This window comes from Nonomuraea lactucae (genome assembly GCF_003313395.1).
GTDB lineage: Bacteria > Actinomycetota > Actinomycetes > Streptosporangiales > Streptosporangiaceae > Nonomuraea > Nonomuraea lactucae.
Genome location: NZ_QNFZ01000048.1, coordinates 1 through 25,367 on the forward strand (window position 1 = coordinate 1; position 25,367 = coordinate 25,367).

Annotated in this window: 23 protein-coding genes, 1 pseudogene and 1 riboswitch; of the genes and pseudogenes, 14 read left to right on the forward strand and 10 right to left on the reverse strand. The window is 70.0% G+C overall.

Going from position 1 to position 25,367, the window contains the following annotated elements:
- Positions 1 to 361 (reverse strand): annotated as a pseudogene (locus DQW85_RS03180) (hypothetical protein); the annotation flags it as partial.
- 174 nt (positions 362 to 535) lie between these two features.
- On the opposite strand from DQW85_RS03180, the gene purF reads away from it, so the two are divergent.
- Both purF and purM read left to right on the forward strand, forming a co-directional pair.
- Positions 536 to 1,972, forward strand: coding sequence for an amidophosphoribosyltransferase (purF, locus tag DQW85_RS03185; protein ID WP_113698921.1), 1,437 nt, complete (start codon positions 536 to 538; stop codon positions 1,970 to 1,972).
- On the forward strand, positions 1,969 to 2,994 hold the full coding sequence (gene purM, locus DQW85_RS03190; RefSeq protein ID WP_113698922.1) for a phosphoribosylformylglycinamidine cyclo-ligase: 1,026 nt from the start codon (positions 1,969 to 1,971) through the stop codon (positions 2,992 to 2,994). The genes purF and purM overlap by 4 nt, the downstream gene beginning before the upstream one ends.
- Positions 2,995 to 3,254: 260 nt before the next feature.
- Here purM and DQW85_RS03195 read toward each other — a convergent pair whose 3' ends face one another.
- Entirely contained in the window at positions 3,255 to 3,482 is a 228-nt protein-coding gene (locus DQW85_RS03195; protein WP_113698923.1) for a DUF3073 domain-containing protein, read from the reverse strand.
- Positions 3,483 to 3,633: 151 nt separating this feature from the next.
- Positions 3,634 to 4,713, reverse strand: a complete 1,080-nt coding sequence (locus DQW85_RS03200) for a Leu/Phe/Val dehydrogenase (RefSeq protein ID WP_113698924.1) — start codon at positions 4,711 to 4,713, stop codon at positions 3,634 to 3,636.
- Positions 4,714 to 4,818: 105 nt separating this feature from the next.
- On the opposite strand from DQW85_RS03200, the gene DQW85_RS03205 reads away from it, so the two are divergent.
- Both DQW85_RS03205 and bldC read left to right on the forward strand, forming a co-directional pair.
- A complete protein-coding gene (locus DQW85_RS03205) occupies positions 4,819 to 5,682 on the forward strand; it encodes a DUF8083 family protein (protein ID WP_113698925.1) in 864 nt (287 codons plus the stop codon).
- A 321-nt stretch (positions 5,683 to 6,003) separates the two neighbouring features.
- Entirely contained in the window at positions 6,004 to 6,207 is a 204-nt protein-coding gene (gene bldC / locus DQW85_RS03210; RefSeq protein ID WP_013133571.1) for a developmental transcriptional regulator BldC, read from the forward strand.
- A 130-nt stretch (positions 6,208 to 6,337) separates the two neighbouring features.
- Here bldC and DQW85_RS03215 read toward each other — a convergent pair whose 3' ends face one another.
- Positions 6,338 to 7,000, reverse strand: a complete 663-nt coding sequence (locus DQW85_RS03215) for a TetR/AcrR family transcriptional regulator (RefSeq protein WP_240196893.1) — start codon at positions 6,998 to 7,000, stop codon at positions 6,338 to 6,340.
- A gap of 148 nt (positions 7,001 to 7,148) precedes the next feature.
- Here DQW85_RS03215 and DQW85_RS03220 point away from each other — a divergent pair, with 148 nt between their 5' ends.
- The 4 genes from DQW85_RS03220 (at position 7,149) to DQW85_RS03235 (ending at position 11,044) form a co-directional block, all read left to right on the forward strand.
- A complete protein-coding gene (locus DQW85_RS03220) occupies positions 7,149 to 8,189 on the forward strand; it encodes a LacI family DNA-binding transcriptional regulator (protein WP_113698927.1) in 1,041 nt (346 codons plus the stop codon).
- 95 nt (positions 8,190 to 8,284) lie between these two features.
- Positions 8,285 to 8,533: a hypothetical protein gene (locus tag DQW85_RS03225; protein WP_113698928.1), complete on the forward strand. Its 249-nt coding sequence runs from the start codon at positions 8,285 to 8,287 to the stop codon at positions 8,531 to 8,533.
- Positions 8,534 to 8,561: 28 nt separating this feature from the next.
- Positions 8,562 to 9,449 carry an N-acetylmuramoyl-L-alanine amidase gene (locus DQW85_RS03230; RefSeq protein WP_113698929.1) on the forward strand — a complete coding sequence of 296 codons (888 nt, stop codon included), beginning with the start codon at positions 8,562 to 8,564 and terminating at the stop codon, positions 9,447 to 9,449.
- Positions 9,446 to 11,044 (forward strand): beta-N-acetylhexosaminidase, encoded by a 1,599-nt coding sequence (locus tag DQW85_RS03235; protein ID WP_113698930.1) that lies wholly within the window; start codon positions 9,446 to 9,448, stop codon positions 11,042 to 11,044. The genes DQW85_RS03230 and DQW85_RS03235 overlap by 4 nt, the downstream gene beginning before the upstream one ends.
- A gap of 49 nt (positions 11,045 to 11,093) precedes the next feature.
- On the opposite strand, the gene DQW85_RS03240 is transcribed toward DQW85_RS03235, so the two are convergent.
- Positions 11,094 to 12,152, reverse strand: coding sequence for a quinone-dependent dihydroorotate dehydrogenase (locus DQW85_RS03240; protein WP_205314839.1), 1,059 nt, complete (start codon positions 12,150 to 12,152; stop codon positions 11,094 to 11,096).
- Positions 12,153 to 12,260: 108 nt separating this feature from the next.
- Between DQW85_RS03240 and DQW85_RS03245 the strand changes: the two genes are divergently transcribed.
- Entirely contained in the window at positions 12,261 to 12,635 is a 375-nt protein-coding gene (locus tag DQW85_RS03245; RefSeq protein ID WP_113698932.1) for a tautomerase family protein, read from the forward strand.
- Between the two features lie 73 nt (positions 12,636 to 12,708).
- Positions 12,709 to 14,088: a dihydrolipoyl dehydrogenase gene (lpdA, locus tag DQW85_RS03250; protein WP_113698933.1), complete on the forward strand. Its 1,380-nt coding sequence runs from the start codon at positions 12,709 to 12,711 to the stop codon at positions 14,086 to 14,088.
- Positions 14,089 to 14,160: 72 nt separating this feature from the next.
- Here the strand turns inward: lpdA and DQW85_RS03255 are convergent, their stop codons facing one another.
- Positions 14,161 to 14,616: an anthrone oxygenase family protein gene (locus tag DQW85_RS03255; protein ID WP_240196894.1), complete on the reverse strand. Its 456-nt coding sequence runs from the start codon at positions 14,614 to 14,616 to the stop codon at positions 14,161 to 14,163.
- A 384-nt stretch (positions 14,617 to 15,000) separates the two neighbouring features.
- On the opposite strand from DQW85_RS03255, the gene DQW85_RS03260 reads away from it, so the two are divergent.
- Positions 15,001 to 15,180, forward strand: a complete 180-nt coding sequence (locus tag DQW85_RS03260) for a hypothetical protein (RefSeq protein WP_113698934.1) — start codon at positions 15,001 to 15,003, stop codon at positions 15,178 to 15,180.
- A 66-nt stretch (positions 15,181 to 15,246) separates the two neighbouring features.
- On the opposite strand, the gene DQW85_RS03265 is transcribed toward DQW85_RS03260, so the two are convergent.
- Together DQW85_RS03265 and DQW85_RS03270 are read right to left on the reverse strand one after the other, a co-directional pair.
- Entirely contained in the window at positions 15,247 to 15,570 is a 324-nt protein-coding gene (locus tag DQW85_RS03265) for a DMT family transporter (RefSeq protein WP_113698935.1), read from the reverse strand.
- A 16-nt stretch (positions 15,571 to 15,586) separates the two neighbouring features.
- A riboswitch (guanidine-III (ykkC-III) riboswitch) is annotated at positions 15,587 to 15,652 on the reverse strand.
- 120 nt (positions 15,653 to 15,772) lie between these two features.
- The gene (locus DQW85_RS03270; protein ID WP_113698984.1) at positions 15,773 to 16,336 is read right to left on the reverse strand and encodes a dihydrofolate reductase family protein; all 564 of its coding nucleotides are present in this window, start codon (positions 16,334 to 16,336) and stop codon (positions 15,773 to 15,775) included.
- Positions 16,337 to 16,501: 165 nt separating this feature from the next.
- Here DQW85_RS03270 and DQW85_RS03275 point away from each other — a divergent pair, with 165 nt between their 5' ends.
- The 3 genes from DQW85_RS03275 to DQW85_RS03285 are packed head-to-tail and all read left to right on the forward strand — an operon-like array spanning position 16,502 to position 22,150.
- The gene (locus DQW85_RS03275) at positions 16,502 to 17,701 is read left to right on the forward strand and encodes an epoxide hydrolase family protein (protein WP_113698936.1); all 1,200 of its coding nucleotides are present in this window, start codon (positions 16,502 to 16,504) and stop codon (positions 17,699 to 17,701) included.
- 43 nt (positions 17,702 to 17,744) lie between these two features.
- Positions 17,745 to 18,092: a CU044_2847 family protein gene (locus tag DQW85_RS03280; RefSeq protein WP_113698937.1), complete on the forward strand. Its 348-nt coding sequence runs from the start codon at positions 17,745 to 17,747 to the stop codon at positions 18,090 to 18,092.
- Complete coding sequence (locus DQW85_RS03285) at positions 18,089 to 22,150, forward strand: trypsin-like peptidase domain-containing protein (protein ID WP_113698938.1); 4,062 nt, start codon at positions 18,089 to 18,091, stop codon at positions 22,148 to 22,150. Before DQW85_RS03280 ends, DQW85_RS03285 begins: the two co-directional genes overlap by 4 nt.
- Positions 22,151 to 22,181: 31 nt before the next feature.
- Here the strand turns inward: DQW85_RS03285 and DQW85_RS03290 are convergent, their stop codons facing one another.
- Entirely contained in the window at positions 22,182 to 24,575 is a 2,394-nt protein-coding gene (locus DQW85_RS03290) for an ATP-binding cassette domain-containing protein (RefSeq protein WP_113698939.1), read from the reverse strand.
- A 126-nt stretch (positions 24,576 to 24,701) separates the two neighbouring features.
- On the reverse strand, positions 24,702 to 25,343 hold the full coding sequence (locus DQW85_RS03295) for a methyltransferase (RefSeq protein ID WP_113698940.1): 642 nt from the start codon (positions 25,341 to 25,343) through the stop codon (positions 24,702 to 24,704).
- Positions 25,344 to 25,367: the final 24 nt, after the last annotated feature.

A 25,367-nucleotide genomic window follows, 5' to 3' on the forward strand; every position in this document is an offset into this window, starting at 1 on the left:
CGCCCTCCCAGCCGGGATACGGCGGGGTCGCTCCGGGCGCCGGGTACTCCTGGCCCTCCTCCGGCGTCGTATAGGGCGGCTCGGGCCGCGCCGGCTCCGAGGACGGGCGCTCGAAGACGGCGGTGCTCTCGGCGTCCGGCGCGGCGGCGCCCTCCGCCGGGGAAGGCACCTCGGGAGCCGTCGGCAGGTCGGGGTGCGGGGGCTGCGGAGGCTCCTCCCCGGGGCCGGAGGGCCCCGGTCCGGACGGGCCGCCGGAGCCGAGGTAGTCGTCGGACTCCGGCCTCTCGTCGTCCCCTTCGGGGCGACCGTCGCGCGGATCCCGCGGCGGGCGAGGCTGGTTCGGGTCCCCAGGTGTGGTCACGTCTGCGTCTCCCGACGGGTCTGCATGCCGGATACCTCACCCTTACGCGCAACGCCCCGCCGAAACCGGACGACACGGTAAACGACTGTCCATGATTGGCCCACCATGCGCTCACACGCTGTGATCAGCACCCGGGTGTGCGAGCAGCCTGCCGGCCGACCTAGACTGAGCCATGTGCTGAAGGGCGACGGCCGACTCGGCCATGACCTGGACCCCGACGATCGAGCGCCACGTGACGCCTGCGGTGTCTTCGGTGTCTGGGCTCCAGGCGAGGAAGTTTCCAAACTCACCTACTACGGGCTGTACGCGTTGCAGCACCGCGGTCAGGAGTCCGCGGGCATCGCGGTCAGCGAGGGCAACCGCATCCTCGTCTACAAGGACATGGGCCTGGTGGCCCAGGTCTTCGACGAGTCCGTGCTCGGCACCCTCCGCGGCCACCTGGCGATCGGCCACTGCCGCTACTCCACCACCGGGTCGAGCGTGTGGGAGAACGCCCAGCCGACGCTGAGCTCCACCGACGTGGGCGGCCTCGCGCTCGCCCACAACGGCAACCTGATCAACACCCCGGAGCTGGCCCAGCGCCTGACCCCGGGGGCCACCCGGGCCACCACCGACACCGAGGTGCTCACCTCGCTGCTCGCCCAGGACCGCAGCAGGTCCGTCGAGGAGGCCGCCGCCGAGCTGCTGCCGCAGGTCAAGGGCGCCTACTCGCTGGTGTTCATGGACGAGACCACCCTCTACGCGGCCCGCGACCCGCAGGGCATCCGCCCGCTGGTGCTGGGCCGGCTGGAGCGCGGCTGGGTGGTCGCCTCCGAGACCGCCGCCCTCGACATCGTCGGCGCCACGTTCGTCCGCGAGATCGAGCCCGGCGAGCTGCTCACCATCGACGAGCGCGGCGTCAGGTCGCGCCGCTTCGCCCTGGCCGAGCCCAAGGGCTGCCTGTTCGAGTACGTCTACCTCGCCCGCCCCGACACCACGATCGCCGGACGCGGCGTCCAGGTCACCCGGGTGGAGGTCGGCCGGGTGCTGGCCCGCGAGCACCCCGTCGAGGCCGACCTGGTCATCCCGACGCCCGAGTCGGGCACCCCCGCCGCCGTCGGCTACGCCGAGGAGAGCGGCATCCCCTACGGCCAGGGCCTGGTGAAGAACTCCTACGTCGGACGCACGTTCATCCAGCCCTCGCAGACCATCCGCCAGCTCGGCATCCGGCTCAAGCTCAACCCGCTGCGCGAGGTCGTCCAGGGCAAGCGCCTGGTCGTCGTGGACGACTCGATCGTGCGCGGCAACACCCAGCGCGCGATCGTCAAGATGCTGCGCGAGGCGGGGGCGCGCGAGGTGCACGTGCGCATCTCGTCCCCGCCCGTCGCCTGGCCGTGCTTCTACGGCATCGACTTCGCCACCCGGGCCGAGCTCATCGCGGGCTCGCTCTCGGTCGAGGAGATCCGCGCCTCGCTCGGCGCCGACAGCCTCGGCTACATCTCGCTGGAGGGCCTCACCAAGGCCACGACGATCCCCGCCTCACGGCTCTGCATGGCCTGTTTCGACGGCTCCTATCCCATCCCGATCGACCAGGACAACGTGGGCAAGTTCGTGTTGGAGAGCAAGGCGTGACGAGCTACGAGGCCGCCGGGGTCGACATCGAGGCCGGTGAGCGCGCCGTCGCGCTCATGAAGGACAAGGTGGCCCGCTCCCGCAGGCCCGAGGTGGTCGACGACGACAGCGGCTTCGCCGGGCTGTTCGACGCCTCGGCGCTGCTGCGCTACCGGCGCCCGCTGCTGGCCACCTCGACCGACGGCGTGGGCACCAAGGTCATGCTCGCCCAGGCCTACGGCAAGCACGACACGATCGGGATAGACCTCGTCGGCATGGTCCTCGACGACCTCGTGGTGTGCGGGGCCGAGCCGCTGTTCATGACCGACTACATCGCCTGCGGCAAGGTGGTGCCGGAGCGCGTCGCGGAGATCGTCGGCGGCATCGCCGAGGGCTGCCGCCTGGCGGGCGCGGCGCTGGTGGGCGGCGAGACGGCCGAGCACCCCGGGGCGATGGGCCCCGACGAGTACGACCTGGCGGGCGCCGGCACGGGCGTCGTCGAGGCGTCGGCCATGCTCGGCCCGTCGCGGGTGCGGGCCGGCGACGTGGTGCTGGGGCTGGCCTCGTCCGGGGTGCACTCCAACGGCTACTCGCTGGTGCGTCACGTGCTGCGTGAGGCGTCGCTCTCCCTCGACGTGGAGCTGCCCGAGCTCGGCCGGCCGCTGGGCGAGGAGCTGCTGGAGCCCACCCGCGTCTACTCTCTCGACTGCCTGGCCCTGGCCGGCGCGGTCGAGGTGCACGCCTACGCGCACATCACGGGCGGCGGGATCGAGGGCAACCTGTCGCGGTCGCTGCCCGGCGGCCTGGACGCCCTGCTCGACCGGTCGTCGTGGACGCCTCCGGCCGTCTTCGAGGTGCTGGCCGGGCACGGGCGGATCGGGCGGCGCGACATGGACCGCACGTTCAACCTCGGGGTGGGCATGGCGGCCGTCGTCGCGCCGTCGGCCGCCGACGAGGCGGTGCGGCTGCTCGCCGACCGTGGGCTGCCCGCGTGGGTGCTCGGCGAGATCGTGCCCGGCACCGGCCAGGCGCGCTACCGCTGACCGCACCGGCACCCACCGCTCTCGCGCCAAAGGCGCGGGGGCGCGACGAGGTGCCCTGTTGAGACGCTCCGGGGTGCTCCGAGGCGCTCTGGGGTGCTCTGAGGTGCTCTGAGGTGCTCTGGGGTGCTCTGGGGTGCTGCTGAGGTGCGACGAAAGCCCCACGGGCTGGTGCCCGTGGGGCCCGACGCGGTGGACGAGCAGCCTGCTCCCCCGGCGTGATGATCACGCCGGGGGAGCAACTGCGTCAACCAGCAGAACCGCTATCGGCGCCCGGACGTACGGTCTTCGTCGTCTCCGGGCCCGTAGTCATCGGCGTAATCGGCATAGCGATCAGCCAGCTCGTCGTTGAGGTCGTCGGCGTCGTCATTGCGGCTGGAGTCTCCGACCCCGAGTTCGTCGCGAAGACGGTCAAGATCCGTGCCACCGCTGTTGTACTTCAGCTGGCGAGCAACCTTGACCTGCTTGGCCTTTGCTCGGCCGCGCCCCATTGGCTCGACCCCCTCGTGTGGGGTCGTCCCCGACCCCTCGTCGCTAACGCACCACACGCTGACGCCACCTGACTACGGGCGTCAGCCTATCGTTCGCCTATTACCGTACCTGTTTTGCGCCCAGCTCGGTACGTCGTATGGGCGTGGGGCGTCAGTGCCCAAGCCAAATGGCCCTAATCCGCCCGACTTCCGACATTCTGCGCTCGGCTAGCCTATCGGCTGCGACGGCCGGCGGTACGCCCTCGTCCGCGGCCATCTCGAAAATCTTCAGCGTGGTGTCGTAGATCCGCGCCGCCTTCGCCCTGGCCCGTTCCATGTCGAAGCCGCGGATCTCGTCGGCCACCTGGATCACGCCACCGGAGTTGACCACGTAGTCGGGCGCGTACAGGATGCCGCGCTCGGCGAGCTGCTTCTCGACCCCGGGGTGGTCGAGCTGGTTGTTGGCCGCGCCGCAGACGATCTTCGCGCGGAGCCGGGCGACCGTGTCGTCGTCGAGCGCCCCGCCCAGCGCGCAGGGGGCGAAGACGTCGATGTCGGAGGAGGTCAGGCTCTCGGCGTCGGACACCACGTCCACCTCGGGACGGCGGCGCCGCACGCGCTCGACGGCCTGCTCGCTGACGTCGCAGATCACCACGTCGGCGCCGTCCTCGCGCAGGAGCTCCACCAGCCGGTGGCCCACCTTGCCGACGCCCTCGACGCCCACCCGCCTGCCGAGCAGCGAAGCGGTGCCGTAGACGTGCTCGGCCGAGGCGCGCATGCCCTGGAAGACGCCGAAGGCGGTGAGGATGGAGGAGTCTCCGGCGCCGCCGTTGGCGAGCGTGCGGCCGGTCACGAAGCGTGACTCGCGGGCCACGACGTCCATGTCCTCGCTGAAGGTGCCCACGTCGCAGGCCGTGATGTAGCGCCCGCCGAGCGACTCGACGAACCTGCCGTAGGCGCGCAGCAGCGCCTCGCTCTTGTCGCGGGCCGGGTCGCCGATGATGACGGCCTTGCCGCCGCCGTGGTCGAGCCCCGCCAGCGCGTTCTTGTAGGCCATCCCGCGCGAGAGGTTGAGCACGTCGGTCAGCGCCGCCTGCTCGCTCTCGTACGGGTAGAACCTGGTGCCCCCGAGGCCGGGGCCGAGTGCGGTGTTGTGGAGGGCGATGATGGCACGCAGGCCGCTGTGCGCGTCGGCACAGAAGACGACCTGCTCGTGCGTGTCCTTGTGGGACGGGTCGAAGACGTCGGTCACGGTAGTGACTCCCTGTCCGGTCCGCCGCACCTTCGCGGCGGAGATCCCTCCCAGCGTAATGGCCACAACGGTGCGAGCCGATTGTCTTCATGACACGATGCCTCCGTGCTGCCCTATGCCGCGTACCTCCGCGTCTACGAGCCGTTGACCGCCTTCCCCGAGTCAGAGCAGAAGGTCTGGGCCGACTACGCCGATTCACGCGACCGTCCGCGCCGCGCCAACGCGCTCAACCACGAGCACGGCGAGTCGGTCAGGCGCCTGCTCGGCATGCCCCCTCAGCCCGTGCCCGCCCAGGAGAGCCCCAACGCCTACCTGAGGCGCGTGGAGGACCGGCTCTACGTCTGCCCCTGGCAGACGCGCCTGCGGTCGTGGCTGGCCTTCTCACGGCTGCGCGGCAGCACTCCCGTCAAGCTGATGGACCACATGGTCCCCAAGGCGATCGCCGAGCAGACGGCCGACGACTTCGACCGCTACAAGCGCACCCGCGGCTCCTCCGCGCTGCGCACCCACATCCGCACCACCGCCTGGCACGTGCCGCCGTCGTGGTTCGTGCCGTTCGACGGGAACGAGCGCTGGCTGGTGCTCGGCTCGGCCGCCCCGGGGCAGGACGTGACCACGGCCACGGGCCGCAACCTCATCTACGTCACCTCCATGGCCCAGGCGAGGAGGCGGGCGGCGCGGGCCCTTCAGGTGCTGCGCCGCCACCTGGGCGACGTGTCGGCCAACTTCGACGTGGAGGACGTGGCCCGCTGGCTGGAGGAGTTCCACCCGCACTCGCTGGTGGAGCTCGACTACGGCGGGCTGGTCCATCTCATGGACGACGACGCGCTGCAGGCCGACCAGTCGGTGGCCGAGCTGTCGGCGGCCCTCACGGGCCTGGACACGGGTCAAGAAGAACTTGCCTTCGCCATGTATCAGAGGGTCGTTCTCCGCTGGAAGTCAATGCAACTTCTGGAATCTGCCAACTGAGCCCCAATGCAACCGTCTGACCTGCATGAGTAGGTCATGAGTAGCGGCTGCTCGCTTCTGCGAACTGAGCAGTTTGCCGTTTTCACTGCGATACCACGAAACGTGTCGCTAGAATCACCGAGCGTGACATCGCCATGGGGGCGGGCAGTTGGGTCAAAGAAGGGCTCGCCAATCGCTCAGCGTGGCGGTATGGTCACTTCGGGTGATGCCGCATATGGCCCAGAAAAGCCGCACGTTCGGGGCCATAGGGGGACATCCGTGACACGCGCAAAGGCAGTCACAGGATCGCAAACCGGTCCACACGGAGGAGAGGCCGCACAAATGTCAGCTCGTACACCCGAGGCCGAGCCACTGCTCACGCCCGCCGAGGTCGCGACCATGTTCAGGGTCGACCCCAAGACCGTCACGCGGTGGGCCAAGGCGGGCAAGTTGACGTCGATTCGCACCCTTGGTGGTCACCGGCGTTACCGGGAGACCGAGGTCAGGGCTCTGCTGGCGGGGATTCCGCAGCAGCGCTCGGAGTAATGCCGGGGTTCGTCACGGACCTCAGGGGGGTTGAACGGTGGACCAGGCCGACGGCCCGGTCCACCACTGTGACGACGACCGTCGCGAACGGGAGCTGGCGCCGCCCGCCCGGCGCCACCCTTCCGATCCCCTACGCCGGCCGCTCCCCCAGCACCTCCAGGAGCCGGCCGACGTCACCGTCATGGCGAGCGGCCACGGCCAGCAGCGCGACCATCTGGTCGACGAGCATCCTCTCGAGCGTCGGCCGCTCGATGTCACGGTGTTCGAGCCAGTCAAGGCCCGCGGTCTCGACCGAGGCGATCCACGATCGCAGTGTGGCGCGCAGCACGGGACCCGGCTCCTCCACGCCCATCTGCTTCTGCACCTGCCTGCACAGGCGCTGCCGCACCCCGTCGACGATCTCGCCCACCTCGCCCGTGCGGTTGGCCGGGCCGCCGCGCAGCAGCGCCGCGAACCCCGCCGCGTGCTCCTCGGCGAAGTCGAAGTAGCAGGCGAGCCCCGAGGCCAGCTCGTCCAGCGGCCTGCCGCCCCCTTGCGGACGCAGCCGCGACTCCAGCCGCTCGGCCGCGCTCCGCAGCGCCGCCACGTAGAGCTCCTGCTTGCCGCCGAAGTAGTGGTAGACCAGGGCCCGCGAGGCGCCCGCGGCCGTGGCCACGTCGTCGATCGAGACGTCTTCGGCGTCACGCCTGCTGAACAACTCCAGGGCCGCCGCCATGAGCTCCTCTCGGCGGCGGTCGACGGTGAGCCGGCGCCGCGCCGGCCGTGCCGTCTCGGCTGACTTCCCGGCTGTCACACCTGCACAGTAGCCGAGGCCCTGCCCCAATAGCGGACATGTGACCTGACGGTCAATATCAGGCTTCCCTTACCTCAAGCCGTACCCTGGGGCGAACTCGATCGTTTGGTGAGACAAGGTGCCCATCTTCGCATCGCGGGGGAGAGCCATGTCAGGACCACCTGTTAAGTCTTCAACTATCACCGACCTCCGGGACATACCACGGCCCCGGCCCACGATCCGCAACGTCGCCGAGCGTGCCGGCGTCTCAAAATCGCTGGTATCGCTCGTGCTGCGCGGATCTCCGCACGTGAGCGAGCACCGGCGCCAGGCCGTCCTCCAGGCGGCGCGCGAGCTCGGCTACCGGCCGAACGCGGTCGCGCGCAGCCTGGTCGAAGGCCGTACGCACCTCGTCGGCGCGCTCGTCGCCGACCTGCACAACCCGTTCTACGCGGAGTTCCTGGACGGCCTGCAGGAGAGCCTGCACGGCGACGGCCTGCGCATGCTGATCGGCAACAGCCAGTGGGATCCCGCGTTCGAGGACGAGGCCGTGGCGGCGTTCCTCGAGCTCAGGGTCGACGGCCTGGTCCTCTTAGGCATCGCGCCGACCAGCGAGACGCTGATCGAGGCGACCTCGTACACGCCCACGGTCGTCGTCGGGGAACGTGACATCGAGCTGGAAGGCGTCGACATCGTCGTCGACGACGACAGGCACGGGGCCCGCCTGGCCATCGACCACCTGGTGGAACTGGGCCACACGAGGATCGCGCACATCGAGGGCGCGCGGCCGTCCCGCTGCGAGGGCTACCTCGTCGCGATGCGCAGGCACGCGCTCGCGCCGTACATCATGGTCGAGGCCGCCGAGGCGACCGAGGAGGGCGGCAGGATCGCCGCGCTGGCGCTGCTGACCCGCGACCCCCGGCCCACGGCGATCTTCGCCGGCAACGACGTGGTGGCGCTGGGCGTGCTGGCCGCCGCCACCGAGCTGGGGCTGCGAGTGCCCGAGGACCTGTCGGTGGCCGGCTACGACAACACGCACCTGTCGGCCTCCCACCACATCTCGCTGACCTCGGTCGACCAGCCGCGCCGCGCCATGGGCCGGTCCGCCGCCGCCCTGCTGAGCGACCGGATCGGGAACCCCGCGAAGGTCGCCCGGCTGCGCGAGGTCACACCCGAGCTGATCGTGCGGCGTAGCACGGGCCCCGCCTAAGAGGGGTCAAAGCATCGGTCAACCCGCACGGCCACCCCTACCGGTGGAGGTTTACTCGTCAGGGTCATGTCACGAGCTGATCCAGGGGGACAGTCATGCGTGATCCAGAACTGGTGTCCTGTGCCCAGCGCGCCGCGGCCGAGCTCGAGCGCGCCTGGGCGCAGTGGCGCTCGGCCAGGGGGCGGGGCGCCGACACCGGCGGCGAGTCCGTGGCCAGCTACGTCGCCCATTCCCTCGACCACCCGTGGGGCCGCCCCCGCGTCGTGCTCGGCCTGGACGCCGAGGACGCGCGGGAGCTGGCCGCCCTGCTGCAGCGGCAGGAGGTCGGCGAACGCGTCTGGTGAGCACCCGCTTTGCCGTAGGTTGGAGCTCATGCGTGCTCTACCAGCCACCGTTCTCGCCGCGTGCGGCCTGATCGCCTCCGCCTGCGGCGCCCCCGCCAGCGGCGGCGTCACGGCAGGTCAGGCCGCCCCCGCCGCAAGCTCCCCCTCCTCTGAGAGCTCGAAAGGCTCCAGCACCTCCACCGGCGCCTCGACCGGCACCTCCTCGACCGGCACCTCGACCGGCGCTGAGCAGGCGGCGACCTCGGGAGCCGCCCCGGCGCTCTCCGGCAAGGTGGTCGTCATCGACCCCGGCCACAACGGCGGCAACCACCGCGACCCGAAGGCCGTCAACCGCAAGGTCAACGTGCTGACCCAGTGGAAGGCGTGCGACACGACCGGCACGGCGACCTCCGGCGGCTACTCCGAGGCTGCCTTCACCTGGGACGTCTCCACCAGGCTCGCCAAGATCCTCAAGAGCCGCGGGGCCAGGGTCAAGCTGACCAGGGCCGGCAACGACGGCGTGGGCCCCTGCATCACCGAGCGGGCCGCGATCGGCAACCGGGCCAAGGCCGACGCCGCGATCTCGGTGCACGCCGACGGTTCCGCCCCGGCCAACCACGGCTTCCACGTGATCATGCCCCGGAAGATCAACGGCCCCGTCGACCCGGTCGTCGGCGACTCCCGCGCGCTGGGCCTCGCCGTCCGCGACTCCTTCAGGAGGGGCACCGGCCTGCCCTACTCGACCTACATCGGCAGCAGGGCGCTCAGCTTCCGCGACGACCTCGGCGGGCTCAACCTCTCGACCGTGCCGAAGATCTTCGTCGAGTGCGGCAACATGAAGAACGCGGCCGAGGCGGCCAAGTTCCAGGACCCCGCCTTCCGGCAGAAGATCGCAGTGGCGCTCGCGAACGGATTGCAGCACTATCTGAAGACATGATTCCTCGCCCGCGCCTGCTCCGTCACCTGTCCGGCTCCTACGAACTGACCTCCGGCGCCATCGTCTCGGGGCCCGCCGAGCTGGCCGGCGCCGTACTCGCCGCCCTGCCCGGTCTCGACCTGCGGCCGGGCGACGCAGGGGCGATCGACCTGCGGCTGGATCCCGACCTCGGGCCCGAGGCCTACCAGCTCGTCGTGGGCTCGCGCGGCGTGGAGATCACGGCGGGCGGCCGGGCGGGCGCGTTCTACGCCGGGCAGACGTTGCACCAGTTGCTTCCCGACGGGTCCTACCGGTTCTCGCCCGGGGCCTCGTGGAGCGTTCCGGGGGTGCGTGTCGAGGACGGGCCGCGCTACTCATGGCGCGGGCTGCACGTGGACGTGGCCAGGCACTTCTTCCCCAAGCGGGAGATCCTGCGGCTGATCGACCTGATGGCGGTGCACAAGCTCAACCGGCTCCACCTGCATCTGGTGGACGACCAGGGGTGGCGGGTGGAGAGCCGCGCCTACCCGTTGCTGCACGAGGTGGCCTCGCACCGGCCGCGCACGGCGTCCAACTACTACCACGAGCCCGAGTCCTACGACGACCTCCCGCACGGCGGCTACTACACGCTCGACGACCTGGCGGAGATGGCCGCCTACGCCCGCGCCCGCGAGGTCGTGATCGTGCCGGAGATCGACGTGCCCGGCCACGCCTCCGCCATACTGGCCGCCTACCCGTCGCTCGGCCCCACCGGCGAGCCTTTCGAGGTGCTCGACCGCTGGGGCATCTCCCCCGCGATCCTGTCGCCGCTGCCGCCCACGGTCGAGTTCCTGACCACGATCTTCGACGAGCTGATCGGCGCGCTGGGCGAGACGCCCTACTTCCACATCGGCGGTGACGAGGTCGTCCTCGACCACTGGGCGGCCTCACCAGAGATCGACGCCTACCGCGAGTCGCTGGGGATGTCCTCGATGGGGCCGCTGCACGCGTGGTTCCTGCGGCGGCTGGCCGACGTGCTCGCCGAGCGCGGCTCGCGGGCGGTGGTGTGGGACGAGGCGTTCGTCAGCGGCGAGCTGCGGCACGACACGGTGGTGATGCCGTGGCGCGGCATGGAGGTGGGCCGCCGGGCCGCCGCGGCGGGTCACGACGTGGTGGCCACCCCGGTGTTCCCGCTCTACTTCGACTACGCCGAGGCGGCTTCGCCGGACGAGCCGATGGCGATCGGCGACACGATCACGGTCGCGGACGTGGCCGCGTTCGTGCCCGCGCCCGACGGCTGGCCGGACGAGGAGCGGTCGCGGATCATCGGCGCGCAGGCGCAGCTCTGGACCGAGCGCATCCCCGACGCGCGGACGCTCGACTACCGCACCTGGCCGCGCGCGTGCGCGCTCGCCGAGGTGACGTGGTCGGGATCGTCGGGCGCGGACTTCACCGAACGCCTGGAGGCCCACCTGGGACGGCTGGACGCCCTGGGCGTCGAATACAGGCCGTCCGATGGCCCCCGGCCGTGGCAGCGCCGCCGCCCGCACCGGCCCGGCGTCATCCCGGTGGCCGCCGTCATGGAGCGCCTGGACCACTCGACCCACGACGCGGAGTCCACCCGGCCCAGCGTGTGACCGTCACAAGGCGTGTGACCGTCACGAGCCGGGCGGTGGGCGCGTACGGCTAGCGCGCCGCCGTACGACCGATGGCCTCCGTGACGGACGTGAGGCCGTGCCGGCGGACGCGGCGTGAGAGCTGCCGATGGATGCGCGAGGCCCACAGCGGCCCCCCGTACACCCATCCCGTGTAGCCCTGCACCAGCGTGGCGCCCGCCAGCAGCCGTTCCCACACGTCGTCCACGTCCTCGACCCCGCCCACCGAGACGAGCGTCAGCCGGTCGCCCACGCGGGCCCGCAGCCGGCGCAGCACCTCCAGCGAGCGTCCCTTGAGCGGCCGCCCCGACAGGCCGCCGCTCCCGCCCTCGTGCCTGATCGTGGTGTTGGTCGCGATGATGCCGTCGAGCCCCAGTTCCAGCGCAAGGTCGGCGACCGCGTCCACGTCCTCGTCGGCGAGGTCCGGCGCGATCTTCACCAGCAGCGGCGTGCGGCGCGGCGGGGAATCGGCCACGTCCTTGACGGCCGCCAGCAGCGGTCGCAGCAGCGCCACTGCCTGCAGGTCGCGCAGCCCGGGGGTGTTGGGGGAGCTGACGTTGACCACCAGGTAGTCGGCCAGGGGGGCGAGCTCCTTGGCGCTCGCCACGTAGTCGGACACCGCCTCCTGCTCGGGCACCACCTTGGTCTTGCCGATGTTGACGCCGACCACGACGGGCACCCCGCGGGGGCGGCGCAGGCGGCGGGCGGCGGCAACGGCACCGGCGTTGTTGAAGCCCATCCGGTTGACGACGGCCCGCTGCCCCACCAGCCTGAACAGCCGCGGCCGAGGGTTGCCGGGCTGCCCGTGAGCGGTGATGGTGCCGACCTCCACGTGGCCGAAGCCCAGCGCGGCCACGCCCTCGGCGCACGCCGCGTCCTTGTCGAACCCCGCGGCCAGCCCCAGCGGGCCCGGGAAGTGCACGCCGAACGCGCTGACGCGCAGGGCCGGGTCGTGAGGCGCGAGCGCCTTGTGCAGCAGCCGCTTGAGCAGCGGCAGCGTCGACAGGAGCGCGAGGGACCGGACGGTCAGCTGGTGCACGGCCTCGGCGTCGAACCGCCGCAAGACCTGCGTGAACACGAGGCGATACATCACGGGTCAGGCTACCAAGCGGGTCCGGGTGGCCGTTGATCGCGGCCCGCGCTCGGTCACGCACGACGAGCGACGAGAACACTGATCAAGGCCCCTATAGTGGCTCGTATGGCTCAGGTGAAGATCTACGGGCGCCGCGACGTGTGGGCGGGACGGCAGCGCGAGGTGTCGGACCTGCTCCAATCCTGCCTGGTGGAGGCATGGGGGCTGCCTGAGGAGAAGCGGTTCCACCGGTTCCTGCTGCTGGAGGCGGACGACCTCGTCTGCCCGCAGCGGGGCGACGGCTACCTGATCATCGAGGTGGTCTGCTTCACCGGCCGGAGCGACGAGGCCAAGCGGGCGCTCATCCGGGCCGTCTACGACCGGCTCCCGTTCCCGCCCGAGGACGTCGAGATCACGATCATCGAGATGCCGAGGGTCAACTGGGGCATCCGCGGGGTGCCGGCGGACGAGCTGGCGCTGCCGTACAAGGTGGACGTCTGAGCCAGGCGCCCAGCGCGTTCGAGCAGGGGGCGAGGGTCAGGGGTGGCACCGGGCTGACGGTATGGTCCGACTCATGAGCACTCACTATGACGTCGTCGTTCTCGGTGCGGGGCCGGGAGGCTACACGGCAGCCGTACGTTCCGCCCAGCTCGGTCTGCGCGCCGCGGTCGTCGAGGAGAAATACTGGGGTGGCGTCTGCCTGAACGTGGGCTGCATCCCCTCCAAGGCACTGCTGCGCAACGCGGAGCTCGCCCACATCTTCCACAACGAGGCGAAGACCTTCGGCATCAGCGGCGAGGTCTCCTTCGACTACGGCGCCGCCTTCACGCGCAGCCGCAAGGTGGCGGACGGCCGGGTCAAGGGGGTGCATTATCTGATGAAGAAGAACTCCATCACCGAGTACGACGGCCGTGGCACGTTCCTGGACGCCAACACTCTCCAGGTCAACGGCGAGACCATCACCTTCGACCACTGCATCATCGCCACGGGCGCCACCACCAGGCTGATCCCCGGCACGTCGCTGTCGGAGCGCGTGGTGACGTACGAAGAGCAGATCATGACCGACCGGCTCCCCGGCAGCATCATCATCGCGGGGGCGGGCGCGATCGGCGTGGAGTTCGCGTACGTCCTGCACAACTACGGCGTCAAGGTGACCATCGTCGAGTTCCTCGACCGAGTGGTCCCGCTGGAGGACGAGGAGGTCTCCGCCGAGCTGGCCAAGCGCTACAAGCGGCTCGGCATCGACGTCCTGACCTCGACCCGGGTCGACGCCATCGACGACAGCGGCTCCTCCGTCAAGGTGACCGTCACCCGGAACGGGCAGCAGGAGGTCCTGGAGGCCGACAAGGTGCTGCAGGCGATCGGCTTCCAGCCGCGCGTCGACGGCTACGGCCTGGAGAAGACCGGCGTGGCCCTCACCGACCGGGGCGCCATCGCGATCGACGGCCGGTGCCGGACGAACGTGCCGCACATCTTCGCCATCGGCGACGTCACGGCCAAGCTCATGCTGGCCCACGCCGCGGAGTCCATGGGCGTCATCGCGGCCGAGACCATCGGCGACGCGGAGACCATGGAGCTCGACTACGTGATGATCCCGCGGGCGACCTACTGCCAGCCGCAGGTGGCGAGCTTCGGCTACACCGAGACGCAGGCCCGCGACCTGGGCTATGACGTGAAGACGGTCAAGTTCCCGTTCACGGCGAACGGCAAGGCGCACGGCCTGGGCGACAGCGCCGGCTTCATCAAGATCATCAGTGACCAGCGGTACGGCGAGCTGCTCGGCGCCCACCTGATCGGCCCCGAGGTGACGGAGCTGCTGCCGGAGCTGACCCTGGCCCAGCAGTGGGACCTGACCGTGCACGAGGTCGCGCGCAACGTGCACGCCCACCCCACGCTCGGCGAGGCGGTCAAGGAGGCGATCCACGGCCTGGCCGGCCACATGATCAACATGTGACGACGTCCGTCGAGGATCGGTACGGCGCCGCCGTACCGATCGCCTGCCGCGCGGGCTGCGCCGATCAGCCGTTCACGCCGTGTACAGGCCGGCCGCGGCCAGCACCAGCGCGGCCACGGACGCGACGGTGCGCAGGTGGTTCCAGCGTGTCCAGCGCGGAGAGTAGCCGGACCAGTCGAGGGCGCCGGAGTCGAGCGCGTTGTTCATCGGCACGTTCACCACCGCCGTGACGCCCAACACGCCGAGGAAGTAGGCCGCGGCGGCGACGAGGAAGAGGGTCCCGGCCGTCGCTCTCCCGTCGCGCATGAGCAGGAGAAGGCCGGTCACCAGGGACGCCACGGGCGCGAGCAGGAACACCGGCAGGAACCACGCGTTGAGGATCTTCACGTTGACGCTGCTCATGGTGGCGGTCGCCTGGGCCGGCTCGATCGCGTCGAGGGACCGCATGACGATCACAGAGAAGGTGTAGAACAGCCCGGCCATGAGGCCGTTGAGGAGTAGCGCGAGGATCGCGAGAACCGGCAGCATGCCACGATGATCCCAGCGGCCCGCCCACGCCGCGAGTGGTTGATCCTCCCGACCGGTTTCGTGCATGGCAAGGCGAGGGGGCCGGATACCACCCCGGCCCCCGCCACCACACGGCATAGAGCTCCGCGAAGAGTCGTCTGCGCCGGTCCGACAATACCCTCTGCTCCATGATGATCGCGCTCTGTAATCAAAAAGTGATTCCAGAGAATTTCTCGGATTCCGTTTGGCGTCATGGTGCCCTCTGCCCGGATCAAGGCAGTAGAGTGCCGACATCGACAATCCGTAGTCGGGCAGTTACCAACCGTCGCAAATGCGGACACAGTCGAAATTGCTCCGCGAAGCAGTAAAAGGGGACACCCTCCCCGAGTCTGAAAGGGGGACAGAATGCCGTCCCAACTCGCCCTTCTGAGCGCTGTAAGCGTCATCGTCGCTATTCTCTGGCTCACCTACTACGCGATCCGGCGACTCTCCGACGTCGCCCCGACGGCCATCGCCGCCGTGATCACCGCCCTGGCCGCGCTGCTCACGGCCACGGCTCACCTGTTCGGCCTGCTGCCCACCTGATCCGGGCACCCGCACCGCCCCGGCCTCTCCTCTCGAGAGGCCGGGTCCACGCCGGCGCCGTCGCCGTCAGTGAGCGCCACCCGCCAGGTTGAGGCCGACGACGCCGCAGACGATGAGAACGATCGAGACGATCCGCACGACGGACGCCTCCTCTCCCAGGATGAGCATCCCCAGGGTGGCGGTCCCCACGGCCCCGATCCCGGTCCAGACGGCGTACGCCGTACCGACATCGAGGCTCTTGAGCGCGAACGCGAGCAGCCCGAAGCTGAGCACCGCGAAGACGGCGAACCCGACGCTCGGCAGCGGCTGGGCGAACCCGTCGCTGAGCTTGAGCGAGTAGGCCATCGCCACTTCGAACAGACCGGCCGCGATGACGACGAACCAGGCCATGACGGCTCCCTCCCAGGAGGCGTCGTCTTTGCGGACCGGGTACGGCGCGTCTCGTCCGGGCGGGGCCCGGATCGGGCTCGCGTCCACGACAACGGCCGTACCCGCCTGACGATTCCCCGGCGAGAGGGCTTCTTGACGTGCTTCCCGGTCGTGGGCTTGGCCGTGCCCTTGACCGGCTCGCAGGAGAGCGCCGTGGCACGGTTCAGGAGCGCTCCGGTTCGAGGTGCAGCGCGGTGATCCCGCACTCGAACGGCCGCGCGGTGACGAGGCGGAGCCGCTGGTAGGCGTCCGGGTTGCCGAACACCGGCATTCCGGCACCGATCGCGGTCGGGTTGACGAACAGGTGGAGCTCGTCGAGCAGCCCCTCGGCGATCAGGTTCGACACGAGCGTGCCGCCGCCATAGGCGATCATGTCGCCGCCCGGCTGGGACTTGAGCCGGTTCACGGTCTCGGCCAGGTCGCCGCCGGCGACGACGGCGTTGTCCCACGGCGACTCGGTGAGGCTGTTGGAGATCACGACCTTGGGCGTGTTGTTCATCCAGTCGACGGACGCCTTGTCCTCGCCTTCCGGCTGCGACGCCCAGTGCGGGATGAACCCCTCGGCGAGCCTGCGGCCCAGCACGATGCAGTCGACCGGTTGGGTGAGCGCCGTGATGTAGGCGTTGATGTCGTCGGTCCACGGGAACGTCATCCAGTCCATCTCGCCGTTCGGGCCCGCCATGTAGCCGTCGACGGTGGTCTGGACCTGGAGCTTGAACTTGCGCATGAGCCGCATCCTTCCGGTTTCCGCTTCGCTTTCGATGTCTCCACCCTCCCGCGGCGCCCTTAAGGTCTCCTTCCGCCATCCTTACGACCCGTTCCGCATGCCCTTAAGAGCGATTTCTCCGATCTAGGAACGATCCTGGCCTGGATAGGATCCAGGCTGGGCGGCATGGACACACCTCAACCCTTCCGGGTCGACATCCCGCAGGCCGACCTCGACGAGCTCGACGACCGCCTCGCGAGGACCCGCTGGCCCGACGAGCTCCCCGGCGTCGGCTGGTCGTACGGGGTCGCCAAGGACTACCTCACCGAGCTCGTGCACTACTGGCGCACCGGCTACGACTGGCGCCGCCAAGAGGCCCGGCTCAACGCCTTCCCCCAGTTCACCACCACGATCGACGGCCAGAACATCCATTTCCTGCACGTTCGCTCACCTGAGCCGGACGCCACCCCGCTGATCATCACGCATGGATGGCCGAGCACGGTGTACGAGTTCCTCGACATCATCGGCCCGCTGACCGACCCCCGCTCGTACGGCGCGGACCCGGCGGACGCCTTCCACCTCGTCATCCCGTCGGTGCCCGGCTTCGCGTTCTCCGGCCCGACCCGCGAGCCCGGCTGGGGATCGAACCGCACCGCACGGGCCTGGGCCGAGCTGATGCACCGCCTCGGCTACGAGAGGTACGGCGCGCAGGGCGGCGACTTCGGCAGCATCGTCTCGCCGGAGCTCGGCCGGGTCGCCCCGGACAAGGTCATCGGCGTGCACGTCAACGCGCTCGCCAACGCGTCGACCCCGACCGACCCGAGCGACCTGGACAGGTTGTCAGAAGCCGAACGGGAACAGGCGCGGCAGCAGGAGATGTGGTGGTACACGCACTCCGGCTACGCCACCCAGATGGGCACCCGGCCGCAGACCCTGGCGTACGCGCTCAACGACTCACCGGCCGGGCAGCTCGCCTGGAACATGGAGTGGTTCGTGGACTGGGACCCCGCGCGAACGGAGCAGGCCCCGGTGGACCGGGACGCGCTCCTCACCGACGTGACGATCTTCTGGCTGACCTCGACGGCGGGCTCAGCCGCGCGGCTCTACTTGGAGGCGGGCGAGGAGGGCTGGGGCAAGCGCCCCGCGCCCTCGCCGGTGCCGACCGGGGTGGCGAACTTCCCCGGCGACAACGCGATCCGCGGCCTGGCGGAGCTGTCCAACACCGTGACGTACTGGTCGGAGCTGCCCCGAGGCGGCCACTTCGCCTCGCTCCAGGCCCCGGACCTGCTGACCGAGGACATCCGGACGTTCTTCCGGAGTCTGAGACACCAGGAGGCTCTGCCCGAGTCCCGCAAGCCAGACAGAGATGGTTTTCTCCGCCCATAGAAGATCCGGAGGCATAGACTCGCGGTGACGAGGGGAGCACCGTGTGTCTGAGGTCGTTGCCTACTACGTGGATGAGTCCACGACCGTCCAGTTAGAGATCGAGCCATCGCCAGGTTTCCAGCCCGCGGGCCCGGGTGAGATCGTCGGCAAGGTGCGGGAATCCTTGGACCCGGCTGTCAAGGCCGCTCAGGTGGTGCTGGAGCGGGTGCGGGAGGCGTGCCCCGACGAAGTCCAGGTCAAGTTCGGCATCAAGGCCACCGGGACCATGAACTGGCTGGTGGCGAAGGCAGCCACGGAAGGCAACTTCGAGGTCACCCTTACCTGGCGGTCGGGCGCGGCCGAAGACAAGCAAGGAAGCGCCGCGACCGGGCAGGACCCGGCCGGGACATGAGCCGCACCGGTCCGGCCGACCGGTCTTGGATCACGGCGATTCACCTGCGCGAGGACGACGAGGCCCCGATCGGCTCGGGCCTGGTGGTGGACGAGCGGCGCGTGCTCACCTGCGCGCACGTGGCCCGGCCGAAGGGGCAGCCGGAGCGGCCTGACCTGTGGGTGGCCTTCCCCATGGTGGAGGACTCCCTGCCGCCCCGCCGGCGGGTGCGTGAGAGGACCTTCGCCGAGCCCGTTCACCTTACCGATCTCGTCGTCCTGCACCTGGACGAGGAGATCCCCGCCGGGGCGAACCCCGCCCCGCTGCGCTTCCCCCCAGGGAGCGAGATCCACTCTCGCTCATGGTGGGCGCATGGATTCCCCGGCGGGGATCCGGCCGGAAACACGGCGGACGGCGTCGTGGGGGAGATCTTAGGCTATGGGAAGCTCCGCCTGGACTCGGAGTCCCGCTATCACGTCGAGGTCGGCTTCAGCGGGGCGGGTCTGTGGTCGGGCGACTTTCGCGCGGTGGTCGGGGTGGTCTGCCAGGCGGCGCACCGTAACGGCGACGGCCAGGCCGTCAGCATGCACTGGGCTTTCAGGCAGTTGGAGGGCGAGAAACTCGGGGAGCTCACCAAACGCCTGGCCGATCAGGCCGATGAGACGGCGCTGGCCGCGTGGGGATGGGAGCTCGCCAAGGATCCGCAGGCGAGGTCGCACTGGCGTCCCAAAGCGCGGGGTGTGACCCGGGAGAGCGAGCGCGGATACCGCTTCCGGGGGCGGGACGCGGCCTTACGGGCTGTCAAGGACTGGTTGGACCGTGCGGACACCGAGCGCAAGGCGCTGGTCGTCACCGGTTCTCCAGGGGTGGGCAAGTCGGCGGTGCTGGGCCGGATCATCACCACGGCGGATCCCGCTGTCCGAGCGCGGCTTCCGGTGACCGACTCAGCGGAGAAGGCCACGGTGGGCTCGGTGGCGTGCGCGGTGCACGCCAAGGGCAAGACCGCGCTGGAGGTGGCCGCCGAGATCGCCCGCGCGGCCAACCGCGTGGCCCCCGGCGCCGTCAGCGATCTGGCGACGGTGGTGCAGCAGGCACAGGCCGAGCAGACCGGTCGTCGCTTCAACGTGGTCATCGACGCGTTGGATGAGGCGACGACACCTGCTGAGGCCCGCGCCATCGTCACCGGCATCGTTCTGCCGCTCGTGGAGACGTGTGACGACGTGCGCGTCGTGGTCGGCACCCGCAAACGCGATGACGGTGGGGACCTGATCCGGACCTTCGGGCATGGCCTCAAGACCGTCGATCTGGACGAGGCCGAGTATTCCCGCCTTGAGGACCTGAGCCATTTCGCCATGGCGACCCTGCGGCTGATCGGGAGTGAACGGCTCGGCAACCCGTACGAGGCGGAGGTCGTGGCCCGTCCGGTCGCCGACCGGATCGCCGTTCTCGCGAAGGGCAACTTCCTGATCGCCGGTCTGATCGCACGTACCTATGGCCTCTACGACACCGTGGCCAGAGAGCCCGGCCAGGTGGACTTTCCCGCCGATATCCGGTGGGCGCTCGATGAGCATCTGGAACGGCTCCCCGCTGTGGAGGAGATCCCGGCGCGGACCGTACTGGCCGCGCTGGCCTTCGCCGAAGCTCCGGGATTCACCGCGGACCTCTGGGCCGTGGCATTGCGCGCCCTGGAAGGCATCGACATCGCACCGGACCGGTTGTCCCGGTTCGCGCGCTCGTCGGCGGCGAGCTTCCTGGTGGAGTCCAGCGCTTCGACAGCCCCGGTGTTCCGGCTCTTCCATCAGGCCCTCAACGACACGTTGCTGGCGGCCAGGACAGACTTCCATGCCCGCGAGGACGACGAGCGGAGGCTCACCAGGGCCTTCATCGAGCACGGCACGAGCACCGGCTGGGTGTCCGCCCCCGACTACCTGCTGCGCTCGCTACCCCTCCACGCGGTCAAGGGCCGGGCGATGGACGAACTGCTCGCCGTGGACGAGTATCCGCTTCATGCGGATCTGATGCGGTTGACACCCCTGGCACGCAGAGCGGCCACGCCGCAGGGCAGGCAGCGCTCGCGCCTGCTCCGATCCTCCCCCCAGGCTGTGGCCGCGGAGCGGCCGGACGAGCGGCTGGCGCTGCTGAGCATCTCGGAGGCCCTGGACGCTCTCGGGAACGCCTACCAGCGGATGCCGCACCCGTCGCCGTACCGGGCGATGTGGGCTCAGGCCGCACCCCGCCTCATGGAGACGGTGCTCACCGGCCATGACGCCGCCGTCAACGGCGCCTGCGCCGTGACCGTCGACGATCGCACGCTCCTGGCGACCGCCGGCTCCGACAGGACCGTACGCCTGTGGGACCCGGCCACCGGCACGCAGATACGCGCCCTTACCGGGCACACCGCGAAGGTCACCGCCGTCCGCGCGTTCATGACCGCCGGTGGGTCCATGCTGGCCTCCTCCAGCATGGACAAGACCGTGCGCGTCTGGAACCCGGCCACCGGAGACCACCTGCGGACCTACAAGGGTCACACCTACGGGGTCACCGGCCTGTGCACGCTGATCGTGGACGGCCGTACCCTGCTGGTCACCACCAGCGACGACAGGACGGCACAGGTGTGGGACGCCGCCACCGGCCGCCGGCTGCGCACGCTGACCGGGCACACCGCGGAGGTCACCGGGGCCGGCGCCGTCACCCTTGACGGCCGCCCACTGCTGGCCACCGCCGGGCAGGACCGAACCATCCGCCTGTGGGACCCGGTCACCGGCGTCTGCCTTCGCACCTTGGCCGCTCACACCGAGGGGGTCAGAGGCCACTCGCGCCGGGTCACCGGCGTGTGCGGCCTCACTGTGGACGGCCGTCCCCTGCTCGCCTCCACCAGCCGCGACAGCACCGTCCGCCTGTGGGATCCGGCCACGGGCGTCTGCCTGCGTACCATGCTCGGTCACACCAGCGAGGTGACCGACGTCTGCGCTCTCACCGTGGAGGGCCGCACGCTGCTGGCCACCACAGGGGGCGACAGATTCGTCCGGATCTGGGATCCGGCGACGGGAGAGCAGGTCGGCAGCCTGGGAGGCCACACCAACGCGGTCAACTCGGCCAGCGCTCTGACCAGCAACGGTTACCCCCTGCTCGCCACGGCGAGCCGCGACCGCTCCGTGCACCTCTGGGCCGCGGACACCGGCACCATGCTCCGCCCGCACCGGTCGCTCCCGTACGGAGTCACCGGCCTGTGCCTGCTCAGCGTGGATGATCGCCCCGCGCTGGTGACGACCGGCCGGGACCGCATGGTCCACCTCCGGGACCCGAAGACCGGTGACCCTGTCCGCACACTTGCCGGGCACCAGGCCACGGTGAGCGCGGCCTGCGCCCTCAGGGTGAGCGATCGTACGGTCCTGGCGACCACCGGTGACGACAAGACCGTACGCTTGTGGGACCCGTCCACCGGGGCCTGCTTGCACGTCCTCACGGGACACGACAAGAGCGTCACAGCCGCGTGTGCTCTGGGCGAGGTGCTGGTGACGACAGGCCGCGACCACACGGTGCGCATGTGGGACGCGGCCACCGGCACGCCTCTGCGCACCATGACCGGTCACACCGGAGTCGTCAACGCAGCCTGCCCTGTAAGCGTGAACGGCAGGACCGTGCTCGCCACCGCGAGTCGCGACACCACGGTTCGCCTGTGGGATCCGGCGACCGGCCGGGCGGAGGGTGTCTTCGTCGCGCACGAGCGCTCGGCGGTCACCGGCCTGTGCACCGTTCAGTACGATCACTGGACGCTCCTGGTGACGACCAGCCGCGATCAGACGGCCAAGCTCTGGCACCCGGCCTCAGGCGACCGCCTGCTCACCCTCCGCGGACACACGGACACCGTCAGCGCCGCCTGCGCGGTGACTGTGGATGGTCGGATGCTGCTCGCCACGTCGAGCTACGACCGCACGGTGCGCCTGTGGGATCCGGCGACGGGTTCGTGCCTGCGGGTCGTGCCTGTCCAGCACGAGGCTCTGGCACTGTGCCCGATTCCCGGAGGGGTGGCGGTCGGCCTGACCGCAGGAGTACTCGCCGTCAGCCTGTCGAGGTGAGAGGAAGAGGCGGTGTCCGGGAGGGCCTCGGTCAGGTGCCGACGTAGGCCGCGAGGTGCTCGCCGGTGAGGGTGGAGCGGGCGGCGACGAGGTCGGCGGGCGTGCCCTCGAAGACGATCCGGCCGCCGTCGTGGCCGGCTCCGGGGCCGAGGTCGATGATCCAGTCGGCGTGCGCCATGACCGCCTGGTGGTGCTCGATGACGATGACCGACTTGCCGGAGTCGACGAGCCGGTCGAGCAGGCCGAGCAGCTGTTCGACGTCGGCGAGGTGGAGGCCGGTGGTCGGCTCGTCGAGGACGTAGAGGCCGCCCTTCTCGGCCATGCGGGTGGCCAGCTTGAGCCGCTGCCGCTCGCCGCCGGACAGCGTGGTGAGCGGCTGGCCGAGGCCGAGGTAGCCGAGCCCGACGTCGGCGAGCCGGTCGAGGATGGCGTGCGCGGCCGGCGTGCGCGCCTCGCCGGCGCCGAAGAACTTCTCGGCCTCGGTCACGGACATCGCGAGCACCTCGCTGATGTCGCGACCGCCGAGGTGGTGGTCCAGCACCGATGCCTGGAACCGCTTCCCCTCGCACTCCTCGCAGACGGTGGCGACACCGGCCATCATCGCCAGGTCGGTGTAGATGACGCCGGCGCCGTTGCAGGTGGGGCAGGCGCCCTCGGAGTTGGCGCTGAACAGCGCCGGCTTCACGCCGTTGGCCTTCGCGAACGCCTTGCGGATCGGGTCGAGCAGTCCGGTGTAGGTCGCCGGGTTGCTCCGTCGCGAGCCGCGGATCGCGCCCTGGTCGATCGACACCACACCCGCGTCGTCGGGGATCGACCCGTGCACGAGCGAGCTCTTGCCCGAGCCGGCGACGCCGGTGATCACGACGAGCACCCCGAGCGGGATGTCGACGTCGACGTCGCGCAGGTTGTTCGCCGTCGCGCCGCGGATCTCCAGCGCGCCTGTGGGCTCGCGCACCGTCTCCTTGAGGGCGGCCCGGTCGTCGAGATGGCGGCCGGTGATGGTGCCGCTGGCCCGCAGCCCCTCGACGGTGCCCTCGAAGCAGACGGTGCCACCCGCCGTGCCGGCGCCGGGGCCGAGGTCGACGACGTGGTCGGCGATCGCGATCGCCTCCGGCTTGTGCTCCACGACGAGCACCGTGTTGCCCTTGTCGCGCAACCGCAGCAGCAGGTGGTTCATCCGCTGGATGTCATGAGGGTGCAGACCGATGGTGGGCTCGTCGAAGACGTAGGTGGTGTCGGTGAGCGAGGAGCCGAGATGGCGGATCATCTTGGTGCGCTGTGCCTCGCCGCCCGACAGCGTGCCCGACGGCCGGTCGAGGCTGAGATAGCCCAGCCCGATCTCCACGAACGAGTCGAGCGTGTGCCCCAGCTTCGCGAGCAGCGGCGCCACCGACGGCTCGTCCAGGCCGCGGACCCATTCGGCCAGGTCGTTGATCTGCATCGCGCACGCATCGGCGATGTTGATCCCGCCGATCCGCGACGACCGGGCTGCCTCGCTGAGCCGGCTGCCGCCGCACTCCGGACAGGCGGTGAAGGTGACCGCCCGGTCCACGAACGCCCGGACGTGCGGCTGCAGCGCCTCCCGGTCCTTGGAGAGGAACGACTTCTGGACCTTGGGAATCAGCCCCTCGTAGGTGAGGTTGACGCCGTTGACCTTCACCTTGGTCGGCTCGCGGTGGAGGAAGTCGTGCAGCTCGGTCTCGGTGTAGTCGCGGATCGGCTTGTCCGGGTCGACGAAGCCCGACTCGGCGTAGATCCGCACTGTCCAGAAGTTGTCGGACTTCCAGCCGGGGATGGTGAACGCGCCCTCGGCGATCGACTTGGAGTCGTCGTACAGTTGGGACAGGTCGATGTCGGTCACCGATCCCATGCCCTCGCAGCGCGGACACATGCCGCCGGTGATGTTGAAGTCGCGCCGCTCCTTCACGGTCTTCCCGCCGCGCTCGAGCGTGACCGCACCCGCTCCGCTGATCGAGGCGACGTTGAAGGAGAATGCCTGGGGCGAGCCGATGTGCGGCTGCCCGAGCCGGCTGAACAGGATGCGCAGCATCGCGTTGGCGTCGGTGACGGTGCCCACCGTGGAGCGGGAGTTCGCGCCCATCCGCTCCTGGCCGACGATGATCGCCGTGGTCAGCCCTTCGAGCACGTCGACCTCGGGCCGCGCCAGCGTCGGCATGAAGCCCTGCACGAACGCGCTGTAGGTCTCGTTGATCAGTCGCTGCGACTCCGCGGCGATCGTGCCGAACACCAGCGAGCTCTTGCCCGAACCGGAGACGCCGGTGAACACCGTCAGCCGGCGCTTCGGGATCTCGACGCTGATGTCCTTGAGGTTGTTCACGCGCGCGCCGTGCACGCGGATCAGATCGTGGCTGTCGGCAACGTGCGGCGCGGAAGGCTGCGTGTCCATCCTCGTGGCCATGCTCATCGTCTCTCCAACTGTCGGGCGGCGCGCCATCGCGGCAAGGGGAAGCTCGCGTGAACGGCGATGTCCATGGCAGTCAGGGTAGGTGCGGCTCCGAGACCCGCGCTTCTCGAATCCTGACCGGTCTGGTCACATGCGTACCAGCTCCAGTAGCTGATAAGTCAACACCGCGGGCTGCATAGCCGGGAAGCCGCGTAGCGTTCGTGTCTCCAGCCCTGCCTGCCGCGCCAGGGACTTCAGCAGTTCGTGGTTGCCGAGGCTGCTGAATCCCAAGAAGATCCGCCCGTCCGGTCGGACGTAGTGCGCCGCCTGGTCCAGGAAGCTTCGATGAGTGGTGTAGCCAGGATCGAATATCGCGCGTTCCAGCACGTTGTGCACCACATGGTCAGGTGGAAGCTCGATGAAGCTGGAGTTCCAGAAGATGGCGTCGAAACGCGCTCCCTCCTCAAGTTCCGCGAACAGGTCGCTGCGCAGCACACGCACCCTCTCTCCGACGCCGTGCCTGCGGACGTTGAGCCGGGTGTTCTCGACGGCCTCCTCGCTGATGTCGAGGGCGGTGACCTCCGCGCAGCCCTTCAGCGCGGCGGTTACGGCGGTCACGCCGGCACCGCAGCCGATTTCCAGGAATGACCCCTGATCCGGATAGGGAAGCCAGGTGGTGAACAGCTGGGTCGACAGGTCGTGGACGGGAGCGAAAACTCCAGGGAGCAGATCCCATTCTCTGCCCAGGAGGGAGAAGACGGGAGGGCGCTGGGCTACGGCGGCGTTCATCCGGAGGAGTGCGCTTCCGAGACG